Origin of the sequence: Mesorhizobium sp. M0664 (genome assembly GCF_040320565.1) — a bacterium.
Taxonomy (GTDB): Bacteria; Pseudomonadota; Alphaproteobacteria; order Rhizobiales; family Rhizobiaceae; genus Mesorhizobium.
This window is the reverse complement of the sequence record NZ_JAMYPW010000002.1, coordinates 506423-526400: the sequence shown is the minus strand read 5'-3', so window position 1 is coordinate 526400 and position 19978 is coordinate 506423. Positions and strand designations below refer to the sequence as shown.

The window sequence follows — 19978 nt, the reverse complement described above, 5'->3', positions numbered from 1 at the left end:
CTCATGTCCCTCGCCGCCGCTTGCTGCCGCGTGCCTCCGGATCGGAGCCGGCCTCGACCGTTGGATCGGGCACGACCGGGCCGCGTTCGGCCTCGGAACCCTCAGCTTCGATCTCCTGCACGGCCTGAGCCCAATGCTCGCGCTCGCGTCCTTGCGGACGGCCTTCGCGCTCCCAGATCTCATGGGCTCGCTGCCTGATACGCTCTTCCCTGTCCATGGCCTTTGCCTCCTCATCCCCTAATCCGGCGATCGCTGGTTTGTTCCGCGGTGCCAGCGCCGTTCATCGCGGTTCAGTTGACCTGATCACCCAGCGCTCTAGATCAAACTTCGCGCCGAAGTCGCCTGGTGCCGGGGAGAACAATCGTGTGGCAGCAACGCTACAAGCACGTATTGTAAATGCCGTTACAGCCGTCGGTTCTCGACCAGACCGCCTGCGCTTGCTGCTGATAATATTTGTAGTGACGGCATGCTCGCCTTCCGGCCAGGTCGAGCAGCAGTCGAAAACCGCGGCTTCCGCCACACAGACCGCATCGCTGGTCCTGGAGAGCTGGATCGCTGGGGAAGCCCCGTCGGAATACACGTCGCGCACTTTGCAATCGGCCGGCAAGGCGCTCGCCGATGCCGGTGCGCAAATCCAGTCCGGCAAGTCGCCTGAGTCCAGCGGCCAAGCCGGTCTGAAGATGGCGGTTGGACGGCTTTCGGCAGCGGTAATTCGCGCGGCGACGGCCGTGCAGAACGGCAACCGCTCGGAAGTGGAACACGCGCAGCAGGATCTGCGGGCCGCCGCCGCCGACCTGAGCACGTCCTACGCGAAATATTTCGCGCCGAAATCATGAAGAAGCTGCTCGAAATATCGCTCGGCGTCGTCACCAGCGTTGGCGGCTTTCTTGAGGTCGGATCAATGGCGACCGCCGCCCAGGCCGGCGCGGCGTTCAGGTTTCAGCTGATATGGGCCGTCGTCCTGGGCACGATCTGCATCATCTTCCTGGTCGAAATGGCCGGACGCTTCGCCGCAGTTAGTCATCACACCATCGCCGACGGGATCCGGGAACGGTTTGGCTTCAACGCCTTTCTGTGGCCGTTGCTCGCCACTTTGCTGGTTAACTTCCTGGTCATGGCAGCCGAAATCGGCGGTGTTGCCATTGCGCTCGAGCTCGCCACCGGCATCGGCTTTCAGTGGTGGGCGCTGCCGGTCGCTTTTCTGGCATGGCTGTTCCTTTGGAAAGGCACGTTCGGACTCATCGAAAAAGGCGTCGCGATCCTCGGGCTGGTCACGCTGTGCTTCGTGGTTGGCGCCGTCATGCTGAAGCCCGATTGGGGGCAGGTCGCGGCCGGGGCCGTGCCAACACTGCCGGATCACGACGCGGCCAACTACTGGTTCATGGCGGTCAGCATTCTTGGTGCGTCGATCTCGCCCTATCTGTTCATGTTCTATTCGTCGGGAGCGATCGAGGACGAGTGGGACAAGAGCTATCTCGGAGCCAATCGGGCGATTGCCGGCCTGGGCATGAGTTTTGGCGGCACAATCGCTATGGGTGTGCTGATTGTGGCGGCGCTCGTTCTGGCAGCACACGGCATAGTGCAGGTCGACGACTACCACCAACTGCCGCTGATGCTGATCCAGATCTTCGGTTTCTGGGGATTTGTCCTGTTCGTTGCGTCACTAGGCATTGCCTGTTTCGGCGCCGCGCTCGAAATCGGCCTGCAGCAAGCCTACCTTGTGGCGCAGGGTTTCGGCTGGACCTGGGGCGAGAACCTGAAACCGCGCGACGACCCGGGCTTCAGCGCCGTGTATACGGTCTCGCTGTTTCTCGCCGCCATTCCGATCGCACTGGGTCTCGATCCGCTGAAGCTCACCATCTTCTCCATGGCGCTGACGGCCGCCAGCCTGCCGCTAACCGTGGTGCCGTTCCTCTTCCTGCTGAACGACGAGCGTTATGTCGGCGAGCACCGCAATGGCATGATAGCGAATGCCGCGGTCATCTTCATCATCGCGCTCGGTTTCGTGCTCGCGATCGTGACCATTCCTTTGCAGATATTCGGAGGCACGTGATGGATTTGCTGCGCGACATCCTGGACAAGCAAGTGGTCGACCGCGAGCAGGTCAAGATCGGCAAGGTTGACGGGCTGGTGGCCGAACTCAGGCCAGGCAAGCCGGCAAAAATCATTGCGGTCGAGCTCGGCTCGATCACGCTGGCGCGCCGGCTTGGCCAGCGGCCCGGGCGCTGGATGGCGCGGCTTGCGGCAAGGCTCGGCGGCAAGCGCCATGCCGAGCCGCACCGCATCGCCTGGAACAAGCTGCGCGACATCGGCGTCGACATCGAGTTCGATATCGACGTCCGCGAAACGGCGATTTTCGACTGGCAGGACTGGCTGCGCGACCGTGTCATTGGGCGTATCCCGGGAGCTGGATGATGGCTACTATCAATCTCGAGCAATTGGCTGGCAGGAATGTGCTTTCGCAGCGCGGCAAAAGCATCGGTCATATCGAGGAGATACGCGCAGAATCGGATGGCGACGACCTGGTGATTGCCGAGTACCATGTCGGCATCTACGCGGCCTTCGAGCGTCTGTCCGCTTCGGCCATCGGCATTGCGGTCCTCAATGTCTTTCGACTGCGCAGTCGCGAAAGCATGTACCGCATCGCTTGGGACAAGCTCGACATCTCCGATCCGGCGCGGCCGCGGTTGTTATGCACGACGGAAGAACTTTCCGGTATGAAGGGGAGTATCGAGGGCGATAAACCGGAATGAACGATACTTTCCCGCCGTCGGAGAATGGGGTCCAGTGAAAGTCCTGGTTACCGGCGCCACCGGCCTAATCGGTGCCTCCGTCGTGGCACGCCTTCTTTCCGAAGGACATGAGGTGATCGGATTGGTCCGCAGCCCCGGCGCAAACCGGACCGGCAATTATCAATTGCTGGTGCTGGACATGGCGGTGGCGCTGCAGCCCGAAGACTGGCTACCGCATCTCAGGGGCATAGACGCCGTCGTCAATTGTGCCGGCGTTCTGCAGGATAGCCCTCGTGAAAAGACGCGCGAAGTCCATCGCGAGGCGGCGGCAGCACTCTTCCTCGCCTGTGCGCGGGCAGGGGTTGCCCGGGTGATCCACTTCTCGGCAATCGGCGTCGATCGGGCGCAGCCTTCGGCATTCTCGGCGACGAAGCTGGCTGGCGACCAAGCGCTTATGGCGCTTGATCTGGATTGGGTGATCCTGCGCCCGTCCGTGGTGCTCGGCCGGCCGGTGTTTGGGGCCAGCGCATTGTTTAGGGGTCTCGCCTCGCTGCCGGTGCTGCCGTCCATGCCCGGCACCGGCCGGCTCCAAGTGGTGCAGCTCGACGACGTGGTCTCAACCGTCGTCTTCCTTCTCGATCCCGCCAGTCCGTCTCGCATCGTGCTGGAACTTGTCGGTCCCGAACAGCTGAGCACGGACGAGGTCGTCGGCAGCTATCGCCGATGGCTCGGCTGGGCTCCTGCAGCCAGGTTTGTCTTGCCGGCGGCTGTTGCAAGGCTTCTCTACCGCCTCGGCGACCTTGCCGCGATGTTCGGCTGGCGTCCACCGATGCGCACCAACGCGGCCAGAGAGATTGCCCGAGGAGCGGTTGGAGATCCCTCGGACTGGACCGCCACGACCGGCATACGCCCGCAAACCCTGGCGGGCTTCCTCGCGCTCAATCCGGCAACGGTGCAGGAAAAATGGTTTGCCCGGCTGTATTTCATCAAGCCTGCGATCTTCGTCGTCCTGCCCTTCTTGTGGATCGTGACGGGAATTGTGTCGCTGACCACCGGCTACGGCAGCGGCGTCGATCTGATGCAAGGCACTGGGGCGGGCATCTTGTCGGCGCCGATCGTGATAGCCGGTGCTCTTGCCGACATCGCCGTCGGCGCGCTCCTAGCCTGGCGGCCGGCGGCGCGAAAAGGCCTCTATGGCGGCATCGCGCTCTCGCTCTTCTACCTGGTCGTCGGAAGCTTTCTGAGCCCCGAGCTGTGGAACGACCCGCTTGGGCCGTTCCTCAAGGTGTTGCCGATCCTGGTGCTGCACTTTGTGGCCTTGGCAGTGCTGGAGGAGCGTTGATGCTCTATTTCCTGCTGAAATTTCTGCATGTCATCGGCGCATCCGTGCTGCTTGGTACCGGCGCCGGTATCGCTTTCTTCATGTTGCTCGCCCACAGGACCGGCAATGCCGCGACGGTTGCGGCGGTGGCGCGTGTCGTCGTCGTCGCCGACTTCCTTTTCACCGCGACGGCCGTGGTCGCGCAACCTTTGACCGGAGCCGCGCTCGCCTGGCAGGCCGGCTACTCGCTGTCGGAGGGCTGGATCGTACTTTCGATCGCGCTCTATATCTTCACCGGAATGTTCTGGCTCCCGGTCGTCTGGATGCAAATGGAGATGCGCAAGCTGGCATCGCAAGCCGCCGCTGCAGGCGCGCCGTTGCCGCCGCGCTATCATCGGCTCTTCTGGCTGTGGTTCGCCTTCGGCTTCCCCGCCTTCGCTGCCGTACTCGGGATTTTCTGGCTGATGATCGCGCGGCCTGCGATCGAGTGGTAGGTCGCAGGCAGGTCCCACTGCGATAATGCCCAGTCAAAGCACTACGGAAAGATTCCGGCCCATGCAGCGCCATGTGCCGGAGCGGACCTGCGCCTCGACCTGTAAGTCGCACCGGAGTCCGGTCTCGTATCATTTCCAACCGCGCGCTCACCGCCATCGGCACAGGACAACATCCCGTCTTGAGGCTGGTTAGGCTTCGCTTACCAAAAAAGATGACGCCTGAGGGGAACACGGGAAGCACAGGCAAGTTCGGTGCGCAGTGGAGGAGATTGCGCCATGAACAGCGTTATTTATCTCATCGGCCTCGTCGTCGTCGTGCTTGCGATCCTCTCCTTCCTCGGATTCCACTAGGAGACACCATGCAGGACCAGGACGATCAGGGCCGTCAGACGGCCGATTTCGAGACAGCCAGAAGCGAGCTTTCGGAAAGACTACAGCGAGAAAAGCAGACCGCGACGGAAGCGCTCCACCATGCGCGTGACGAGATCACCAGGAAAGCCGGAGACTCCGCATCGGAAGCAAAGCAAGCATTGTTCAACAAGGCGGAGGGAACGCAGCGCGACGTGAGCGCCAATCTGAAGGCCTTCAGCGGCGCATTGCGCGCGGCAAGCGAGCATCTTGCCAATAGTGATCAACGGACCGCTTCGAAATTCGCCCTTGACGCCGCAGGCGGGCTCGAGCGGCTTTCCTCGTCCCTGAAGGATAAACCGTTCGACGAGGTGCTTGGCGAAATTCAGTCGTTCGGCCGCGAAAACTCGGGGGCGCTGATCGCCGGTTCGGTATTGGCAGGCCTGGCGCTGGGGCGGTTCATCAAGAGCTCGCCGCCCTCTGCCCAAGCCGGAGCACCGCGCCGGTCGGGAGCAGGCCGGGCGCCCGAGACCGGTCCTAGCTCGAATGAGTTCGGAGGGCGATCGGCAGAGGCAGTGGAGCCGGCCCCGCTAGTATCCGATCAGTCCGGCGATGACTGGGCCAATGCAAGCCTGGAGCAAAACCCATGACTGACAATCAGGACACTCGCAGCCTGACAACCCTTGTCAGCGATCTGGCACAGCAGGTCACAACACTGCTTCAAACCGAAAGCAGGCTGTTGCGGGCTGAAATGTCGGAAAAGGTAAGCAAGGCCGGCGCCGGCGCCGTGGAGGTAATGGGAGGCGCCATTTGCCTGCTCGCCGCCCTGATAGTGCTTTTGCAGGCGCTGGTGATTGCCTTGGCGAGCGCCGGGCTGGGAGCCGGATGGTCCTCGCTGCTCGTCGGCGTCGTGGTGGCAGTACTGGGCGTCATACTCTTGCGCTCCGGCAAGGCAAGCATGGCTCCCTCAGAGTTGACCCCCGACCGGACACAAGACCAACTTAAACGCGACGCACGCGTGATCAAGGAACAGATAAGATGACCGACAAATCCGCAGCCGAGTTGGAACGCGATGCTGATATTGCTCGCGCCAGAGTGGCAGATACCGCAGACTCGATCCGCAGCAAGATGACACCGGGCCAACTGATCGACGAATTCACCGGGATGTTCAGCGGCGAGGGATCCGCCATGCTCAGCAATCTTAAGACTCAGGTCAGGGACAATCCGTTGCCGCTTACATTGGTCGGCGCGGGCCTGGCCTGGCTGATGCTTGGCAAGGGCACGTCGGTAGACAGTTCAGCACTTGGTGCCTATTCGACCAGCAGGGAACCTGACGGCAGCCGAACCTTCTCTGACCAGCGGAGCTTGGGCGGGGCCTGGCAGGACTCAAGCGGCGATGAGTACGGTGCCGAGAGCGAAGATTCCGCCGGCTCCATGCTCTCCGATGCCGCTCGTTCGGTTGCTTCCGTGGCAGGCGGTGGGACTGAGGCTGTCGCAGACGTTGCGAGCGGCGCCAAAGAAAGATTAAGAAGCACGGCCGGGCAGTTCGGCTCGAGCGCCAACGATATGGCGGGGCGGGTGCGGCAGTCGACGCGGGACCTGTTCCAGCGCGAACCTCTGGCAATGGCCGCGGTGGGCCTTGCCGTGGGCACCGCCATCGGCGTGATGCTGCCTCACACCGCCGCGGAAGACGAACAACTCGGCCCCTACCGCGACAAGCTTCGTGACAGTGCCGAGGAGCTCTTTGAAGAAGGCGTGGAACAAGCCAAGCAGGTCGCCGCCGAAGCATATGAGACTGTAAAGGAAGAGGCTGACCGACAGGGTTCCAGCAGCGACGCCGAGACCTTGGTCGACCGCGTCAAGAAAGTCGTGAAAAAGACGGCAAGCAAAACTGAGGAAGCGATTCGCGATCGTTTGCCGGAGACCGACGAGGTTCCTAGTTCGAACGATTCTCCCGAAACAACGTGATAGCGCTGCGGTCGTTCGTGGCGATTCCGACCACGGGCCGCCTCGCGGTTGGCACATCGAAGTCGGCTAGGAGTCCGCAACCTTCCGCAGACAAATATGATCGCGGCGCTCAAGTCATTAGCCGAGGCGCTCCGGTCCGTTCCGATTCTTCGCTCTGAATCCGTTCGGTTCGTCGGGCTGCATGAAGCGTGTCTGGCCAACGGGCCTCAGCAGCACTGTCCATTCTGAAAAAAAACAACCACCCCGTCAATTCGACAGGGGTGGTTGCTAGGAATTCCTCTCGGCCCGCCGGGCGGCCTAACTCTTGGCGGTCTCTCCCGCCTCACGCAGCCTGGCGTATTGCAAGGTGACACCGCGCAGGTTCTGCCTCAACCAGTCGGCCATTTTCTCTTCTTCGCTGAGATTCTGCTGAAGGGAATTGGTTGCCTGACTAAACCCTCCGGCCTCGGCGAGTACGAGCAACGAGTTGTAAGCGGCGATCTCGTAATTTTCGAATGCAAAGTTGGCGAAGCTGTTCTTGAGGATTTCGTCGCCGGCTACGGAATGTCCCATCGCGGCCATGCTGCCGACCATCGACATGGCCGTGTCCTTCAATGTGGAATGGTCCTCACCGAGGCCATCCAGAATGGATTCCAGGCGGGCCATCTGCCCTTCGGTCTCCGTGATATGCTGCTGCAGGCGGTCGGCGACCTGCGGATAGTTCTCGATCCGCTTGACCTGAGGTTTCATGATCGACAGTGCCTGGTTCTCCATGGCGTGGGCGTTGCGCAGCCCGACAATGAAGATCGAGCGGGTTTCGGAATTGACATCAGTATCCATAGGATTTCCTCGCGGTTTGACGTGTAGAACCAAACCGTGGCTATGCCGATTTGTTCCTGGCGAGGTGTTGACTGTCGAGCTTTTACACCTAACCCTGCTCTTCAAGAAGTGCAGCATAAACAGCTCTCACAACCTGCGACAGTACGTCGAAAGCATAGCCGATGTGCAAACGGTCGCACGGCGTATGGTAGTCTCGTTCCCCACCATATTGAGGGTAGGAATGTTGCCCACATCGGCGTGTTGCGGACGACGACGTCGGACCGGACTCGGCCCCCTCGCCAAAGAAGCTCATATCCGAGATGCCCGCGAAACAATCCGCACCAGCAGATTGCCCGGGCCATAGCGGGCGCTCGCGTCGGCCGCGATGTGCGACGCGACCGCGGGCAGCCTCGCCGATGCGGGCCGGTTCCGAAAGGTTCGTCGGCAAGCAAGGCATCGAGCCGAAGGCGGTGACGATTGCCGGTCCGGCAAACCGGCATCGGTAGACTGCCGGCAGTGTTTGATCTCGACTAGGCGAGCAACGATGTCATTTCAGCGAATAGAGGTAGGCAGCGACGTCCCGCGCCTCCTGATCGGAAATTCTGGTCGAAGGCATTGCCGTATGCGGATTGATCTCCCTTGCCGCACGGATCCAGCGGATCAGGTTCTCCGGCCTATTGCGCAAGACGCCGCCGACATAGACCCGGGTGGCCAGGCTTGCGTCGAGGCGTGGACCGACTAACCCTTGCGCGCCGGGAACACCGGTGATGGTGTGGCAACCGGCGCAGCCATTGGCCATCATGATCGGAATGGCGCGGGCGCCGACGCCGCCGGTCGCATTGTCGGCCTTCTGCTCGACCCGACGGCTTTGCTCGAAGTACAACAAAATCCCGGCCAGGGCTGCAACGAGCACGACAATAACCGCAGCGCCGATTACGGCTTTAGACAGCGTGAAGCGCATGCGACGCCTCCCGGTCCTTTCGGCTGCTCGAGCGGATCCACAGGCCGGCCAGCAGCAACGCCGCGCCGCCATAGATCAGGCCGGCCGGAACCCACATGACCAGACCGGCGAGTTGCTGGTCCTCGAGCGGGCTAAGATTCCATAGGTCTGCGCCTGCGCCATTTTCCGGATACCACAGCCTTGGCGAGACCAGGAGCAGCACTCCGAGCAGGCCAGTGTGCAGCGACGTGAAGAAGAGGTGCATGACTGCGCTGCCACAGGCTTGTTCGCGGCCTGAACGCGGCAGCATCACCCACCAGAACAGCAGGCCGGAACCGAAGAAGCTGGCATGTTGCGCGTAATGAAGGACACCCTGTGCAAGCGCCGCCTCGAACAGCGCCGGAATATGCCATGCCCATATGGCGACGCCGTGCAGGACGGTGGCCGTTACAGGGCGGCTGATGGTGGCCCAAACCGCCTGCAGCATCTTCGCGTGCCCGGCTGGGCCAAATGCCAGCCGCAGCTTGATCGGCAATGCCCACATCATCGCCGCCGCCGGCCGGGAGGCGACCAGCAGGGGTGCCGCCACCGCCATCAACAGTTCGTGCTCGATCATGTGGGCGGTGAAGACCCGCTCACCGAATGCGTGGAGCGGGCTGACCAGTGCTGCCGCCAAAATGGCCCAGCCGGTTGCAAACAGCAGGGCTTGCCGCAACCGCAACGGGCGGCTGCGGGCACTCCGCCGCCACAGCCGAAAGGCGCCTGCCGCGTAAAGCAGTGCGACCAAGGTTAGCGGCAGCGTGATCGGCAACGCCAGCGTCCAGCCGGCCTGCGCGGCGCCGGCACCGTAGCAGATCGTGGTAGAGAAGAGCGCGTCGAAGCTCATCGCAGGCAGCCGTCAAGAATGAGCGAGGCGGCGCCTTGCATGACAATTACCAGCGCAAACAGCACCGCGCTGAGAATGCCGATATTGGCGACGAAATCCTCGGTGCCGCGCGTACGATCCGGTTTAAAGGCGGCGCCACCTTGCTGGCGCGCCCGCCACGAAAGCACGCCGCCGAGCAAGGCCAGCACTGTCAGCACCAGCGCAATGACCAGTATGAGGGGAACGCCGTGGGCGCACTGCCACTCCACGAACGCATAGTTCAGCTGCGTCGACACCGCCCAGGCCAAAGGCCCGGACAACAGCCCGCCCCATGATGTGCCCAAGCGAAGCGCACGCATCTCAGTCAAGCCTCGGCATCCAGTAGATCAACAGATAGATCGGGATCCAAGTCGCGACCACGAAATCCCAGTAGAAGACGTTGTCGCCAACGTCCCCGAAACGCCGGCCGTTATAGCCATGGCGCGTGAACATCAGGACCGTCAGCACCAGCGTATCGCCGACGTCGGTAATCAGATGCGTTGTGTGGAGGCCGAGCAGGACCCACAGCATTGAGCCGTACGCATTGGTATCCCAATAGATGTTGAGGGCCGGAAACTCGAACCACCGCACGACAAGCGGTGCGATACCGAGCAGCGACATGACGATCAGGCCGATGCGCACGGGCACCATGGCACAGGCTTCGGCATAGCGGTTCAGTATGTGGTTGGGCACCACGCTGGCGAGCAGCAACAGCGTGACGATGGTGCCTGGCCAATGGTTGGGCGGCGGCACGCCCAGCGGCCATTCGGGCGACAGATAGGCAAGATAAAGATAGGCGCCTGCGGCGAGCGCGAACCCAGTGCCCTCCAGCGCCATGAAGGCGAGAGTGCCCCACCAGGTCGGGCTGCGTGGTCCGAGCCCGAAGGTCGGGAGTTGGGAAAGATCGGCGGTAGGGCGCTGTTTCATTCCTCATCCTCCGGGTCGCCTTTCGGCCAGAACCAGCCGATCAGAGTGATGGCAATCGGCCCGGCTCCCCAGACCACCGCCCACGGGCTGAAGATCGAATAGAGAAAGGTGGCGCCGACGGCGAGCGCGGCGAACAATGGCCAGATCGACGGTGTCGCCGACTTCTCGCGCACATCTGGATGCGCCTCTGCCACGGTCGATATGACAAGTTCGCGCGCGTCGACGCGAAGCCCGGTCGCGACAGGCAGCGTGTCACGTTCGGCCCAGAGCGGCTCGGCGTGGGTAACCACCGGGATCCGAGCGAAATTATAGCTCGGCGGTGGAGAGCTCGTCGCCCATTCCAGCGTGCCAGCATTCCAGGGATTGTCCCCCGCCGGGGCGCCCCTCGAGGCGCTGTACACCAGGTTTATAGTGAACAGAACGAAGCTTAGGAACAGGATGACCGCGCCGGCTGTGATGAACAGGTTGATGTTGCCCCAGCCGAGTTCCACCGGATAGGTGTAGACCCGCCGCGGCATACCCCACAGGCCGACAATGTGCATCGGAAAGAACGCCGCATTGAAGCCTAGGAAGGCAAGCCAGAAGTGCCAGCGTCCGAGACGTTCGCTCATCATCCGGCCGGTGATCTTGGGGAACCAGAAATAGGTCGCGCCGAGCAGCGGGAACACCGACCCGCCGATCAGCACGTAATGGAAATGCGCGACCACGAAATAGGTGTCGTGCACTTGCAGGTCCAATGGCACCGACGCCAGCATCACCCCAGTCAGGCCGCCCGCGACGAACGTGAAGAAGAAGCCGAACACAAACAGCAGCGGCGTCCGGATTACAGGGCGTCCGTCCCACAATGTCGCCAGCCAGCAGAAGATCTGCAGCCCGTTCGGGATGGCGATCAGCATGCTCGAGGCGGTGAAGAAGCTCGCGCCGAGCTTGGGCAGACCGGTTGCGAACATGTGGTGAACCCACAGGCCGAACGACAGAAAGCCGACCGCGATCAAGGCCAGTACCATGCCCAGATAGCCGAATACCGGACGCCGGGCGAAAGCGGCGATGATCGAGGACACCACGCCGGTAGCCGGCAGGAATATGATGTAGACTTCGGGGTGGCCGAAGAACCAGAACAGGTGCTGGAACAGCAAAACGTCGCCGCCCTCGGCGGGATTGAAGATATGGGTGCCGACCAGCCGGTCGAGGATCAGGAACGTCGACGTGATCATGACCGCCGGCATGGCGAACACGATTACGAAAGAGGTGACCAGCATCGCCCAGACGTAGAGCGGAATCTTATCGAGCGACATGCCCGGCGCACGCTGCTTCAGCACGGTTACGATGGTGGCGACCGCGACCGCCAGCGATGACACTTCGGTGTAAGTGATCATCTGCGCCCACACGTCGGAACGCTTGCCTGGCCCAAATTCAGGACCGGACAGCGGCACGTAGGAGAACCAGCCGACGTCGGGCGCCATGTCGAGTGCAAACGACACCCAAGCGAAGAGGCCACCGGAGAGATAAATCCAGAAGCTGAATGCATTGAGGCGCGGAAAGGCGATGTTGCGGGTGCCGACCATCAGTGGCACGAGGTAGATGCCGGTCGCCTGAACGATCGGCACTGCAAACAGGAACATCATGGTCACGCCATGCATGGTGAACAGCTGGTTGTAGCGGTCGGGCCCGATCAGCCCACGCTCCGGCCCCGACAGTTGGATGCGCATGGCAACGGCGCTGAGGCCACCGAGGCACAGGAAGACGAAAGCGGTGATCAGGTAGCGCCGCGCGACAATTTTGTGGTCGACGCTCGAGAGCGCACCGATGATGCCTGGCGCCGTCTGCCATGTCCGCGCCAACCAGCCGTCAAGGCTGGAGTCGTCGAGGCCGGTGTCGCGAGGACCGTCGCGCTCGGGAGCTAGGTCACCCTTTTGTGCTGCGGCGCGTTGCTGGGCGAGGTCACGCCCATGGGCCAGGTCGGCGCTACTCATTTCAAGCCCTCGAGATAGGCTACGATTGCATTCAGCTCGTCCCCGTTCAGTCCCACCACGGGCATGTGGGCACCTAGCTTGATCCCTTGCGGATCGGCTATCCAGGCAGCGAGATTGCCCCGGCTCATCGCCAGCGTTCCGGCAGCGAGCGTCCGCCGGCTTGCGATATGTGTAAGGTCGGGAGCGACCGTACCGCCGGCGATGGTGCCGCCGATCTTGTGGCACATCACGCAGGGCCGTTTGAGGAACAGGTCGTGGCCGGTTTTGGCCTCGGCCGACACGGGGGCGGCCGCCGGCCGCAGCTGATCGTTCAGCCAGGCATCGAAGACGGGCCGAGGTTCGGCGATGATGAAGGTGCTCATATTGGCATGCTGCGCGCCGCAGAACTCGGCGCACTGGCCGCGATAGACGCCGGGCTTGTCAGCCTTCAGATCGAGAACGTTCTCGTGGCCTGGAATGAGGTCCAGCTTGCCCGAGAGGTTCGGCACCCAGAAGGAATGGATGACGTCGGTCGAGGTCACTACAAGCCGCACCGGCTCGCCCGCCGGGATGTGGATTTCATTGGCGGTCGTCAGGATGCGGTTCGGCTGATCATTTTCGTAGCGCACCTCCCACCACCATTGATGCCCGGTCACCCGGATCGTCAGCGCCGCATCCGAGCCGATAGCAGCGAGCGTCCGGTTGGCGAAGTAGCTCAGCAGGGTCAGGCCTACCAGGATCAGGGCGGTAGCGGCGAGTGCGGCGACGACAATTCGCATCTTGCTGCGCTCGGCGGCAGCGTCGAGTACAAGTGGATCGCCGAGCGGCGCCGCGCGCCGGGCCAATGGCATGATCAGCACAGCCAGCACTAGAAGCCAGACCACCGTGCACAGCGCGGTGAAGAACCAGATCAGCCACGCAAGCTCACCCGCGGCCGGGCCTTTTGGGTCGAGCGCCGATTGCCAGCCGCTGCATCCTGCAAGGAGCAGCATGAAGGCTGCGCCGCAGCACACCCTGCAAACAAGGCGGTTCACGGCGACTTCCCCAGAGTCGCGGCATCCGGCAGGCGATTTTCGGATGGATGGGGCATCATGTCGTCGTCGCGGCTCGGCGCAGCGGATTTTGGCGCGTTGCCGCTCAACGCGCGGACGAAGGCGGCAAGCTCCCAGATCTGGTCGTCCGGGATCTTGTCGCGGAAGCTCGGCATGCCGTTTGGCCGACCGTCCCTGATCGTGGCGTGGATGCTTTCGATCGAGCTGCCATAGAGCCACTTCTTGTCCATAAGGGCCGGGCCCATGCCGCCACCGCCATTGGCATGGCAACCGGAACAGTTGAACCAGTTGAACAGACGCTTGCCCTCGCTGAGGTGGAAGGCGTTGGCCTCGAACACGCCGGCCTTGGTATCGGACGAGGCCGGCCGTTGGCCGCCCGGCTCGAGGGCCGTCACGGCTGACGGTTGGTCGCCCGAGCCGAGCGCCGACTGTGGACGCGTGTCGCGTTCCTCACGCTGGCACCCGGAAACCGCGAGGATCGCGAACACCAGCAAGGGAAGACCGCGCTTCATTTCAAGGCGCTCCGACAGGATCGAGGCGGGGCACCTGGTAGGCCGCCAGGATCGCGTCGATCTCGTCGCGGTGTCTGGTCAGGGCGGCGTTCACCTCGTCGCGCAGCGTATCGTCGCCACGGCGCACGCCCATCGAGATGTCGTAGATCATCGGCAGTTGCGGGCCGTCCACGCGCGGCGAAACCGGCGTGATCCGCAGCGCCACCTTCTGCTTGGATGCGAAGTAGCCGGCCAACGGTCCCCAGACGACGGCCATGTCGATGTCGCCATTCGCGACCGCCTCAATAATGCGCGCTGGCGGGTTCGGCGCCGAATAGTCGCCATAGACGGGGAAACCGATGAGATGGCCGACGATGCCGCGGCGGCCAAGCGCCTGGACGGGCGGCGAGTTGGCGCCGTCGTCGCCGATCAGTTGGACGCCAATGTGCAGATCGCGCAGGCGAGGATCGTTGAAGGACGTGATTTCTGGCACATCCTTGCGTGTCACGAACACATAGGAAGACCGGTAGTAGGGCGCGGTCATGCGCAGCATCTCGAGATTGACGGGCGCGCCGGGCACCAGATCGCACAAGCCGGCTTTCAGCGTGTTGCGGACGAAGCCGCGCCGCTGTGCCCACCACGTGTAGGACACCGTCGCACCAAGCTCCCCGGCGACGAGTTCGGCAATCTTGTTTTCAAAGCCTTCCCTGGCGGCATTGGAGAACGGCATGTTGTTGGGATCGGCGCAGATCCTCAGCTCGCGCGCATCGGCAAGGGTGGCGACAAGCGAGAGCGCCAGTGCGCCAACCGCGACGGCTAACCGCCGCGAACGCGTTCTCCGTGGCCGCGCAACTCGGCCGATCGTCTCAAGGCAGCCGGAACACATACAGCGTACCTCCCGGCGTGGTTACATCCTTCAGATCTTTCATGACGTTGACGAAGCCGAGCGCGGCGGTGGCGTCGCGCGGGTCGAGATCGCCGGATACGATCGCGCCGGCCCAGCCACCGACGCCCGAAAGAATCGCGACATATTGGTGCCCGTCCGGGCCGCGATAGGTGATCGGCTGGCCGATGATGCCGGACGACGTCTTGAACTGCCAAAGCAGTTCGCCGGTCCTGGCACTGATCGCCTTGAACCAGCCTTCCATAGTGCCGTAGAACACGACGTTGCCGGCGGTGGCCACGGCGCCGCTCCACACCGGAAAGTTCTCCTTCAGGCTCCACGCCGGCTTGGCGGCGGCGACATCCCAGGCCGTGAATGCACCACGATTGCCGCCCGGACCGGGAATCATGCGCACGTTCATGCCGACATAGGGCGTGCCAGCGATGTAATTTACCTCGACGCCTTCTTCGTCCATGCACATGTTGTTGTGCGGAATGTAGAGCAGGCCGGTCTTCGGCGAGAAAGCCGAAGGCTGCCAGTCCTTGAGGCCGGACGCGGTCGGGCAGATGTCGCGCACGACCTTGCCGGTGCCGGTTTTTTTGTCCGGATTTACAATCAGCCGGCCGGTCTTGAGGTCGACGCCCTTGCTGGAATTGACCGGCCCGAACGGCACTGCCGACAGGACCTCGCCCGTGGTGCGATCCAACAGATAGACGTAGCCGTTGCGTTCCGGCCGCACCAGCACCTTGCGGGGCTTGCCCTGCCAGGTCATGTCGAGCAGCACCTGTTCGTTGATGCCGTCGTAGTCGTGCAGATCGTGCGGGGTCCATTGATAGAACCATTTGGCTGCGCCGGTGTCGGGATCGCGGGCAAAGATGCCGGCGGTCCATTTGTTGTCGCCAGGCCGCAGATCCGGATTCCACGGACCGGGATTTCCGGTGCCATGGAAGATCAGGTTGAGGTCCGGGTCATAGGAGATCCAGCCCCACACATTGCCGCCGCCGATCTTCCAGGCGTCGGGCGGCCACGACGTCACGCCGAGATCCTTGCCCTTGTCCATGTCGTAATGCGGCTTGAAATCCGGGCCGATCAGCACCTCGGTGTCCGGGCCGGTGTTGTAGGCCGTCCAGACGACGTGGCCGTCGCCGGCGTCGAGCGCCTTGATCCAGCCGCGTACGCCCATTTCGCCGCCGGAATTGCCGACCAGCACCTTCCCCTTTACCACCAGCGGCGCCATCGTGATGGTCTCGCCGACATTGATGTTGCCGATATGGGTGTTCCAGACCGGTTTGCCGGTGGCCGCATCCACGGCGATGGTGTGGCCGTCGAGCGTGTTGAAATAGATGCGCCCGTTGAAGAAGGCCGCACCGCGGTTCACCACGTCGCAACAGGCAACGCCCTGGGCGGCAGGCTCGGGATTGGGCTCGAACTTCCACTTCATCGGCGCGCCGGGCTTGGTAAGGTCAAGCGCATAGAGGATGTTGGGAAACGGCGTCACTATGTACATCGTGTTGCCGACCACCAGGGGCGCAGCCTCCTGGCCCTTGTTGACGCCGGTCGAGAAGGTGAAGGCCACCTGCAGGGTCTTGACGTTGTCTTCGGTGATTTCCGCGAGATCGCTGTAGCGGGTCGAGGCGTAGTTCTTTGCCGGCATCGCCCACTGGCCGTCGTCGGGCGGAGCGGCTGCGGCCGGCGGATTTATCGCAGGGCTTGACGTTGACTGAGCAACCGCCGCGGTAATCAGCGCGAAGCCCGCCAGCAGCGTCCATCCCAGCATCGCAGTCATAGACCTTTTTCCCCCGTTGGCTGACACACTGGTTTGCACGGCCACCTGTCGCACTTTCTTCATTTGTGTATTGACCCGCCCACGCCGGCGCCGAGCTCCGCCGCCACGTCCGCCTCACTTCCGGCACACAATGGATGCCCCCAGCCGGAGGCGCTCTTGCCGCCGGGATCGAGGTCGTAAATGATGGCGTCCTTGCGGTCTGGGTTGATGCCGGCCGGCACCTTGTCCAGCCCCAGCGCGGCGCGCACGCGCCAGGCGACATTGTGGTCGGCACAAGAGGAATCGCCGCTTATGCCAAGCGCCCCGACCATCCCCTTGGCGTCGTAAAGAGCCAGGCCGCCGCCAAATGCGACGACACCGCCGATGGGCTTTCCCAGCAACGGATCGCTGGAGCTTCCAAATGTCGAAGGATCGCCGGCATAGGCTACCGCTGGATTGACCGGATTGGTGGCCTGCAGGCCGTATAGAGGACCGCCGGGCTGCACCGGCGCATAGAGGTTCGCGGTGGACAACGCCATCTGGGCGAGGCTGAGCCCGTTGGCGGTATTGGCTTTTTCGGCGGCGATCAGCCGGCTGCCGGGCCACTGGGCGTCGGCGGTAGGCCCGCTGAACGCGACGGCGCAGACCGTTCCGTCGCGAGCCACGACTGCGGCCCATTCATGAGTATCGAAGCCGCCATTGCCCGGGCCGCCGCTTGCTTTGACGTTGGCCTTGAGAGCGGCCAACAATTTGTCGTGGTCGGCCGGGCAAGGTGCTTGAGCCCAAGCTTTTTGCTGGACGGCGCAGATCGTAAGCAGGAACAGACATAATGCTACTGAGTCAATCCGATTGCGATCCATCAGCTGCGCCGTGTTTGTTGAACACTCCCAACGCGTGACAGGCGCAGAAGTGCCAAATGGAATGAAATAAATATCGGATGGGGTGAGCTAAACTCGGCGGCGGGCGCTCGGGAGGCATTCAATCCGAAATCGGAGTTATTCTCCCGGTGGTCCGGGCTCGGCTGGAACGGAGCGGTATCTATTGCAGTTGTGTCGAATGCTGTCTGCAGTCGAGCAACTGGCCCAATCGGTGAAAGAGCGACGAGCGATCCTGTTCGTTGGAGCCGGGGTGTCGATGAGCGTCGGCTTGCCGTCTTGGCAAAAGCTCATCGAGCACATGCAAAACGAGCTCGGCCTTCACGAGGACATGATAGGCGCACCAGAGGCCAGCTATCAGGCCATTGCAGAATATTACCGGCTGAAGCAGGGGAGCCTCAGCCATTTGCGCAGTTGGATGGATCGCGAATGGAGCGTCTCGCGGGAAGAAGTGCAGCGATCGGCAATCCACAAGCTGATCGTATCGCTCGATTTTCCGATCATCTACACCACCAATTATGATCGCAACCTCGAGGTGGCCTTCGAGATCCATAGCCGCCCCTTTGTCAAAGTCGCCAATGCGAAGGACTTGCCAAAGGCCACCGGCGAGGTGACGCAGATCATCAAGTTCCACGGCGATTTCGACGACGATAAATCGTTGGTCCTGGCGGAGACCGACTATTTTGAACGGCTGTCGTTCGATTCGCCGCTCGATGTGAAATTTCGAGCCGACGCGCTAGGGCGCACCATCCTGTTCATCGGCTACAGCATGTCCGACATGAACATCCGTCTGCTGCTGCATCGGCTTTGGCAGACCTGGCGCAGGTCCGGTTACGAGAAGAACCGTCCGAAATCCTTCATCTTCATGTCGCAGCCGAGCATCGTCCAGGAGGCTGTTCTCGGCCGCTGGGGCATCGATATGCTGACCGAAGAGGCCGACGATCCTGAAGACGCGCTGCTCGCATTCCTGAACGAACTCAAGGACAGGGTCGGCCGGCCGGACGGCGCGTGAGAAAACCTGCGGAAACGAATTGGTCAGGCAGTGGGAACCGGCTGATCCGATGTGAGTTCGGGAGGACTAACATAGCCGGGACCGAGCCTTGGTGGGCGCACGCAAACACAAGCGAAGAATGTATGCCAAACACGACCTGTCGGCCGAGTTGGCCTATGAGATCGATTTTTTTGCCCGCAAGTGCGGCCTGACGAGGGACGAAGCGCTCAAGATGATGCGAGATGCCGGCCAGTTGAAGGACGGCGCAAAGGCATCTTGCGAAACCGGGGCGAAGTAGCGACGTGGATCCCGCTTCGTGGACGGCTTTTGTCGGAACGGTCATCCTGATGCAGATGCCGCCGGGGCCCGACAGTCTGCTGGTGATTGCGCGCGGCATCGGGCAGGGCCGTGATGTTGCCCTGTTCACCGTCCTGGGAATGACCCTCGGCGCCGGTATGGTCCAGCTGCCGCTGCTTGCCCTCGGCATATCGTCGCTGCTCCAGGCATCGCCGTTTGCCTTTGCCATGCTTCGATGGATGGGCGCAGCCTATCTGGTTTGGCTTGGATCGCGTCTGGTGCTGCTGCCGTCGGCCGGCGTCGCCGTCGAGGAGCCCCGCAGTGTCGGGGCGCTTGTGGCCGCACGCGAAGGAATGATCGCCAATCTGATAAATCCCTGGCCGATAACCTTCATGCTAGCTTTCCTTCCACAGTTGGTCGATCCCTCCCACGGATCGGTCACGCTGCAATTGCTGCTGCTCGGTGGCACCCAGAAAATGACCGGTGTGTTGGTGCTGGGCACATATGCACTCGCATCCGGCACGCTCGGGACCTGGGTCATGAAACGCCCGAAGGTAAGGCTCTGGCAGCAGCGCGTGGCAGGCTGCTTCGTCGTCTGTCTCGGTATCCGCATGGCAGTCGGTGGCGCGCACCGCTGAGGACCAAGCGATGCACCGGCCACCGCCGATGGAACATCCGCCGACAATTTTCGTTGACCTGCTCCACAAGGCGAGAGGTCGAACATGTCGAAGTTCCAAGCCGCTACCCCGGAGCGTTTGCAGCAGCTCAGGCTTGAGGCGACGGCGCACTTTGCGCCACTCATACTGCGCGAGGCGCTGGTGCGTCTCTGCCGGGCCTGCGGAAACGATAATCTCGACCGGTTCGAGAAGACGATGGTCGACCAAATCGAGGCATCGCGTGACGAAAAAGCCGATTTCGACACGATGAAGGAATTTGCCATCGAACAGCTCTACGGCTGGATTCGAGAGGTAAAGTCTTCACCGGACATGAAGCAGCCACTGGAGAACGTAGATACCCGAAGGACCCCCGGCCGGTCTGAAGAGCCGCAAACGCTGGAAGACCAGTTGCAGGCGGGTCTGGAGGATTCTTTCCCGGCAAGCGACCCACCGGCTGTTGTGTCCACCGCGATTCCCGGCGGATCGAAGAAGCTGGTCGGAACCGACGAGGTCCTCAGGCAGCAGCGCGAGAAAAAGGCCGAGAACGCCAATCATTCGCGATAAACCAAGCTTTGGACGGAACT

General features: G+C 62.4%; 25 protein-coding genes. 13 read left to right on the top strand and 12 right to left on the bottom strand.

The window, feature by feature from the left end:
• Position 1: 1 nt before the first annotated feature.
• On the bottom strand, positions 2 to 217 hold the full coding sequence (locus NKI39_RS05305; RefSeq protein ID WP_352502154.1) for a DUF2934 domain-containing protein: 216 nt from the start codon (positions 215 to 217) through the stop codon (positions 2 to 4).
• On the opposite strand from NKI39_RS05305, the gene NKI39_RS05300 reads away from it, so the two are divergent.
• From NKI39_RS05300 to NKI39_RS05260, 9 genes are all read left to right on the top strand, one after another.
• Positions 216 to 836 carry a hypothetical protein gene (locus tag NKI39_RS05300; protein WP_352502155.1) on the top strand — a complete coding sequence of 207 codons (621 nt, stop codon included), beginning with the start codon at positions 216 to 218 and terminating at the stop codon, positions 834 to 836. The two genes, NKI39_RS05305 and NKI39_RS05300, sit on opposite strands and share 2 nt — an antisense overlap.
• Entirely contained in the window at positions 833 to 2053 is a 1221-nt protein-coding gene (locus NKI39_RS05295) for an NRAMP family divalent metal transporter (RefSeq protein WP_352502156.1), read from the top strand. The genes NKI39_RS05300 and NKI39_RS05295 overlap by 4 nt, the downstream gene beginning before the upstream one ends.
• Positions 2053 to 2415, top strand: coding sequence for a hypothetical protein (locus NKI39_RS05290; protein WP_352502157.1), 363 nt, complete (start codon positions 2053 to 2055; stop codon positions 2413 to 2415). Before NKI39_RS05295 ends, NKI39_RS05290 begins: the two co-directional genes overlap by 1 nt.
• Complete coding sequence (locus NKI39_RS05285) at positions 2415 to 2753, top strand: hypothetical protein (protein WP_352830903.1); 339 nt, start codon at positions 2415 to 2417, stop codon at positions 2751 to 2753. The genes NKI39_RS05290 and NKI39_RS05285 overlap by 1 nt, the downstream gene beginning before the upstream one ends.
• Before the next feature lie 34 nt (positions 2754 to 2787).
• On the top strand, positions 2788 to 4074 hold the full coding sequence (locus NKI39_RS05280) for an SDR family oxidoreductase (protein ID WP_352502159.1): 1287 nt from the start codon (positions 2788 to 2790) through the stop codon (positions 4072 to 4074).
• Positions 4074 to 4547 carry a DUF2269 family protein gene (locus NKI39_RS05275; protein ID WP_352473424.1) on the top strand — a complete coding sequence of 158 codons (474 nt, stop codon included), beginning with the start codon at positions 4074 to 4076 and terminating at the stop codon, positions 4545 to 4547. The genes NKI39_RS05280 and NKI39_RS05275 overlap by 1 nt, the downstream gene beginning before the upstream one ends.
• 269 nt (positions 4548 to 4816) lie before the next feature.
• Positions 4817 to 5545, top strand: a complete 729-nt coding sequence (locus tag NKI39_RS05270) for a hypothetical protein (RefSeq protein ID WP_352830901.1) — start codon at positions 4817 to 4819, stop codon at positions 5543 to 5545.
• Positions 5542 to 5937, top strand: coding sequence for a phage holin family protein (locus NKI39_RS05265; protein WP_352502161.1), 396 nt, complete (start codon positions 5542 to 5544; stop codon positions 5935 to 5937). Before NKI39_RS05270 ends, NKI39_RS05265 begins: the two co-directional genes overlap by 4 nt.
• Positions 5934 to 6863: a hypothetical protein gene (locus NKI39_RS05260; protein WP_352502162.1), complete on the top strand. Its 930-nt coding sequence runs from the start codon at positions 5934 to 5936 to the stop codon at positions 6861 to 6863. The genes NKI39_RS05265 and NKI39_RS05260 overlap by 4 nt, the downstream gene beginning before the upstream one ends.
• 297 nt (positions 6864 to 7160) lie before the next feature.
• On the opposite strand, the gene NKI39_RS05255 is transcribed toward NKI39_RS05260, so the two are convergent.
• From NKI39_RS05255 to NKI39_RS05205, 11 genes are all read right to left on the bottom strand, one after another.
• Positions 7161 to 7682 (bottom strand): ferritin-like domain-containing protein, encoded by a 522-nt coding sequence (locus NKI39_RS05255; RefSeq protein WP_352472854.1) that lies wholly within the window; start codon positions 7680 to 7682, stop codon positions 7161 to 7163.
• Positions 7683 to 8208: 526 nt separating this feature from the next.
• Complete coding sequence (locus NKI39_RS05250; protein ID WP_352472855.1) at positions 8209 to 8622, bottom strand: c-type cytochrome; 414 nt, start codon at positions 8620 to 8622, stop codon at positions 8209 to 8211.
• On the bottom strand, positions 8603 to 9487 hold the full coding sequence (locus tag NKI39_RS05245) for a cytochrome c oxidase assembly protein (protein WP_352830899.1): 885 nt from the start codon (positions 9485 to 9487) through the stop codon (positions 8603 to 8605). Before NKI39_RS05245 ends, NKI39_RS05250 begins: the two co-directional genes overlap by 20 nt.
• Complete coding sequence (locus tag NKI39_RS05240; protein WP_352472927.1) at positions 9484 to 9825, bottom strand: hypothetical protein; 342 nt, start codon at positions 9823 to 9825, stop codon at positions 9484 to 9486. The genes NKI39_RS05245 and NKI39_RS05240 overlap by 4 nt, the downstream gene beginning before the upstream one ends.
• A gap of 1 nt (position 9826) precedes the next feature.
• Positions 9827 to 10432 carry a cytochrome c oxidase subunit 3 gene (locus NKI39_RS05235; RefSeq protein ID WP_352472857.1) on the bottom strand — a complete coding sequence of 202 codons (606 nt, stop codon included), beginning with the start codon at positions 10430 to 10432 and terminating at the stop codon, positions 9827 to 9829.
• A complete protein-coding gene (gene ctaD, locus NKI39_RS05230) occupies positions 10429 to 12405 on the bottom strand; it encodes a cytochrome c oxidase subunit I (protein ID WP_352830897.1) in 1977 nt (658 codons plus the stop codon). The genes NKI39_RS05235 and ctaD overlap by 4 nt, the downstream gene beginning before the upstream one ends.
• Positions 12402 to 13376 carry a cytochrome c oxidase subunit II gene (gene coxB / locus NKI39_RS05225; protein WP_352830895.1) on the bottom strand — a complete coding sequence of 325 codons (975 nt, stop codon included), beginning with the start codon at positions 13374 to 13376 and terminating at the stop codon, positions 12402 to 12404. The genes ctaD and coxB overlap by 4 nt, the downstream gene beginning before the upstream one ends.
• A 38-nt stretch (positions 13377 to 13414) precedes the next feature.
• Positions 13415 to 13948 (bottom strand): c-type cytochrome, encoded by a 534-nt coding sequence (locus NKI39_RS05220; protein WP_352830893.1) that lies wholly within the window; start codon positions 13946 to 13948, stop codon positions 13415 to 13417.
• Position 13949: 1 nt separating this feature from the next.
• The gene (locus tag NKI39_RS05215; RefSeq protein WP_352502167.1) at positions 13950 to 14813 is read right to left on the bottom strand and encodes a substrate-binding domain-containing protein; all 864 of its coding nucleotides are present in this window, start codon (positions 14811 to 14813) and stop codon (positions 13950 to 13952) included.
• On the bottom strand, positions 14794 to 16596 hold the full coding sequence (locus tag NKI39_RS05210) for a methanol/ethanol family PQQ-dependent dehydrogenase (RefSeq protein ID WP_352502168.1): 1803 nt from the start codon (positions 16594 to 16596) through the stop codon (positions 14794 to 14796). Before NKI39_RS05210 ends, NKI39_RS05215 begins: the two co-directional genes overlap by 20 nt.
• A gap of 59 nt (positions 16597 to 16655) precedes the next feature.
• Entirely contained in the window at positions 16656 to 17321 is a 666-nt protein-coding gene (locus NKI39_RS05205; protein ID WP_352502169.1) for a GlcG/HbpS family heme-binding protein, read from the bottom strand.
• Positions 17322 to 17631: 310 nt separating this feature from the next.
• Between NKI39_RS05205 and NKI39_RS05200 the strand changes: the two genes are divergently transcribed.
• From NKI39_RS05200 to NKI39_RS05185, 4 genes are all read left to right on the top strand, one after another.
• Positions 17632 to 18462 carry an SIR2 family NAD-dependent protein deacylase gene (locus NKI39_RS05200; protein WP_352472864.1) on the top strand — a complete coding sequence of 277 codons (831 nt, stop codon included), beginning with the start codon at positions 17632 to 17634 and terminating at the stop codon, positions 18460 to 18462.
• Between the two features lie 118 nt (positions 18463 to 18580).
• The gene (locus NKI39_RS05195; RefSeq protein WP_352472865.1) at positions 18581 to 18739 is read left to right on the top strand and encodes a hypothetical protein; all 159 of its coding nucleotides are present in this window, start codon (positions 18581 to 18583) and stop codon (positions 18737 to 18739) included.
• 4 nt (positions 18740 to 18743) lie between these two features.
• Positions 18744 to 19376, top strand: coding sequence for a LysE family translocator (locus NKI39_RS05190; RefSeq protein ID WP_352830890.1), 633 nt, complete (start codon positions 18744 to 18746; stop codon positions 19374 to 19376).
• 84 nt (positions 19377 to 19460) lie between these two features.
• Positions 19461 to 19958 carry a hypothetical protein gene (locus NKI39_RS05185; RefSeq protein WP_352472867.1) on the top strand — a complete coding sequence of 166 codons (498 nt, stop codon included), beginning with the start codon at positions 19461 to 19463 and terminating at the stop codon, positions 19956 to 19958.
• Positions 19959 to 19978: the final 20 nt, after the last annotated feature.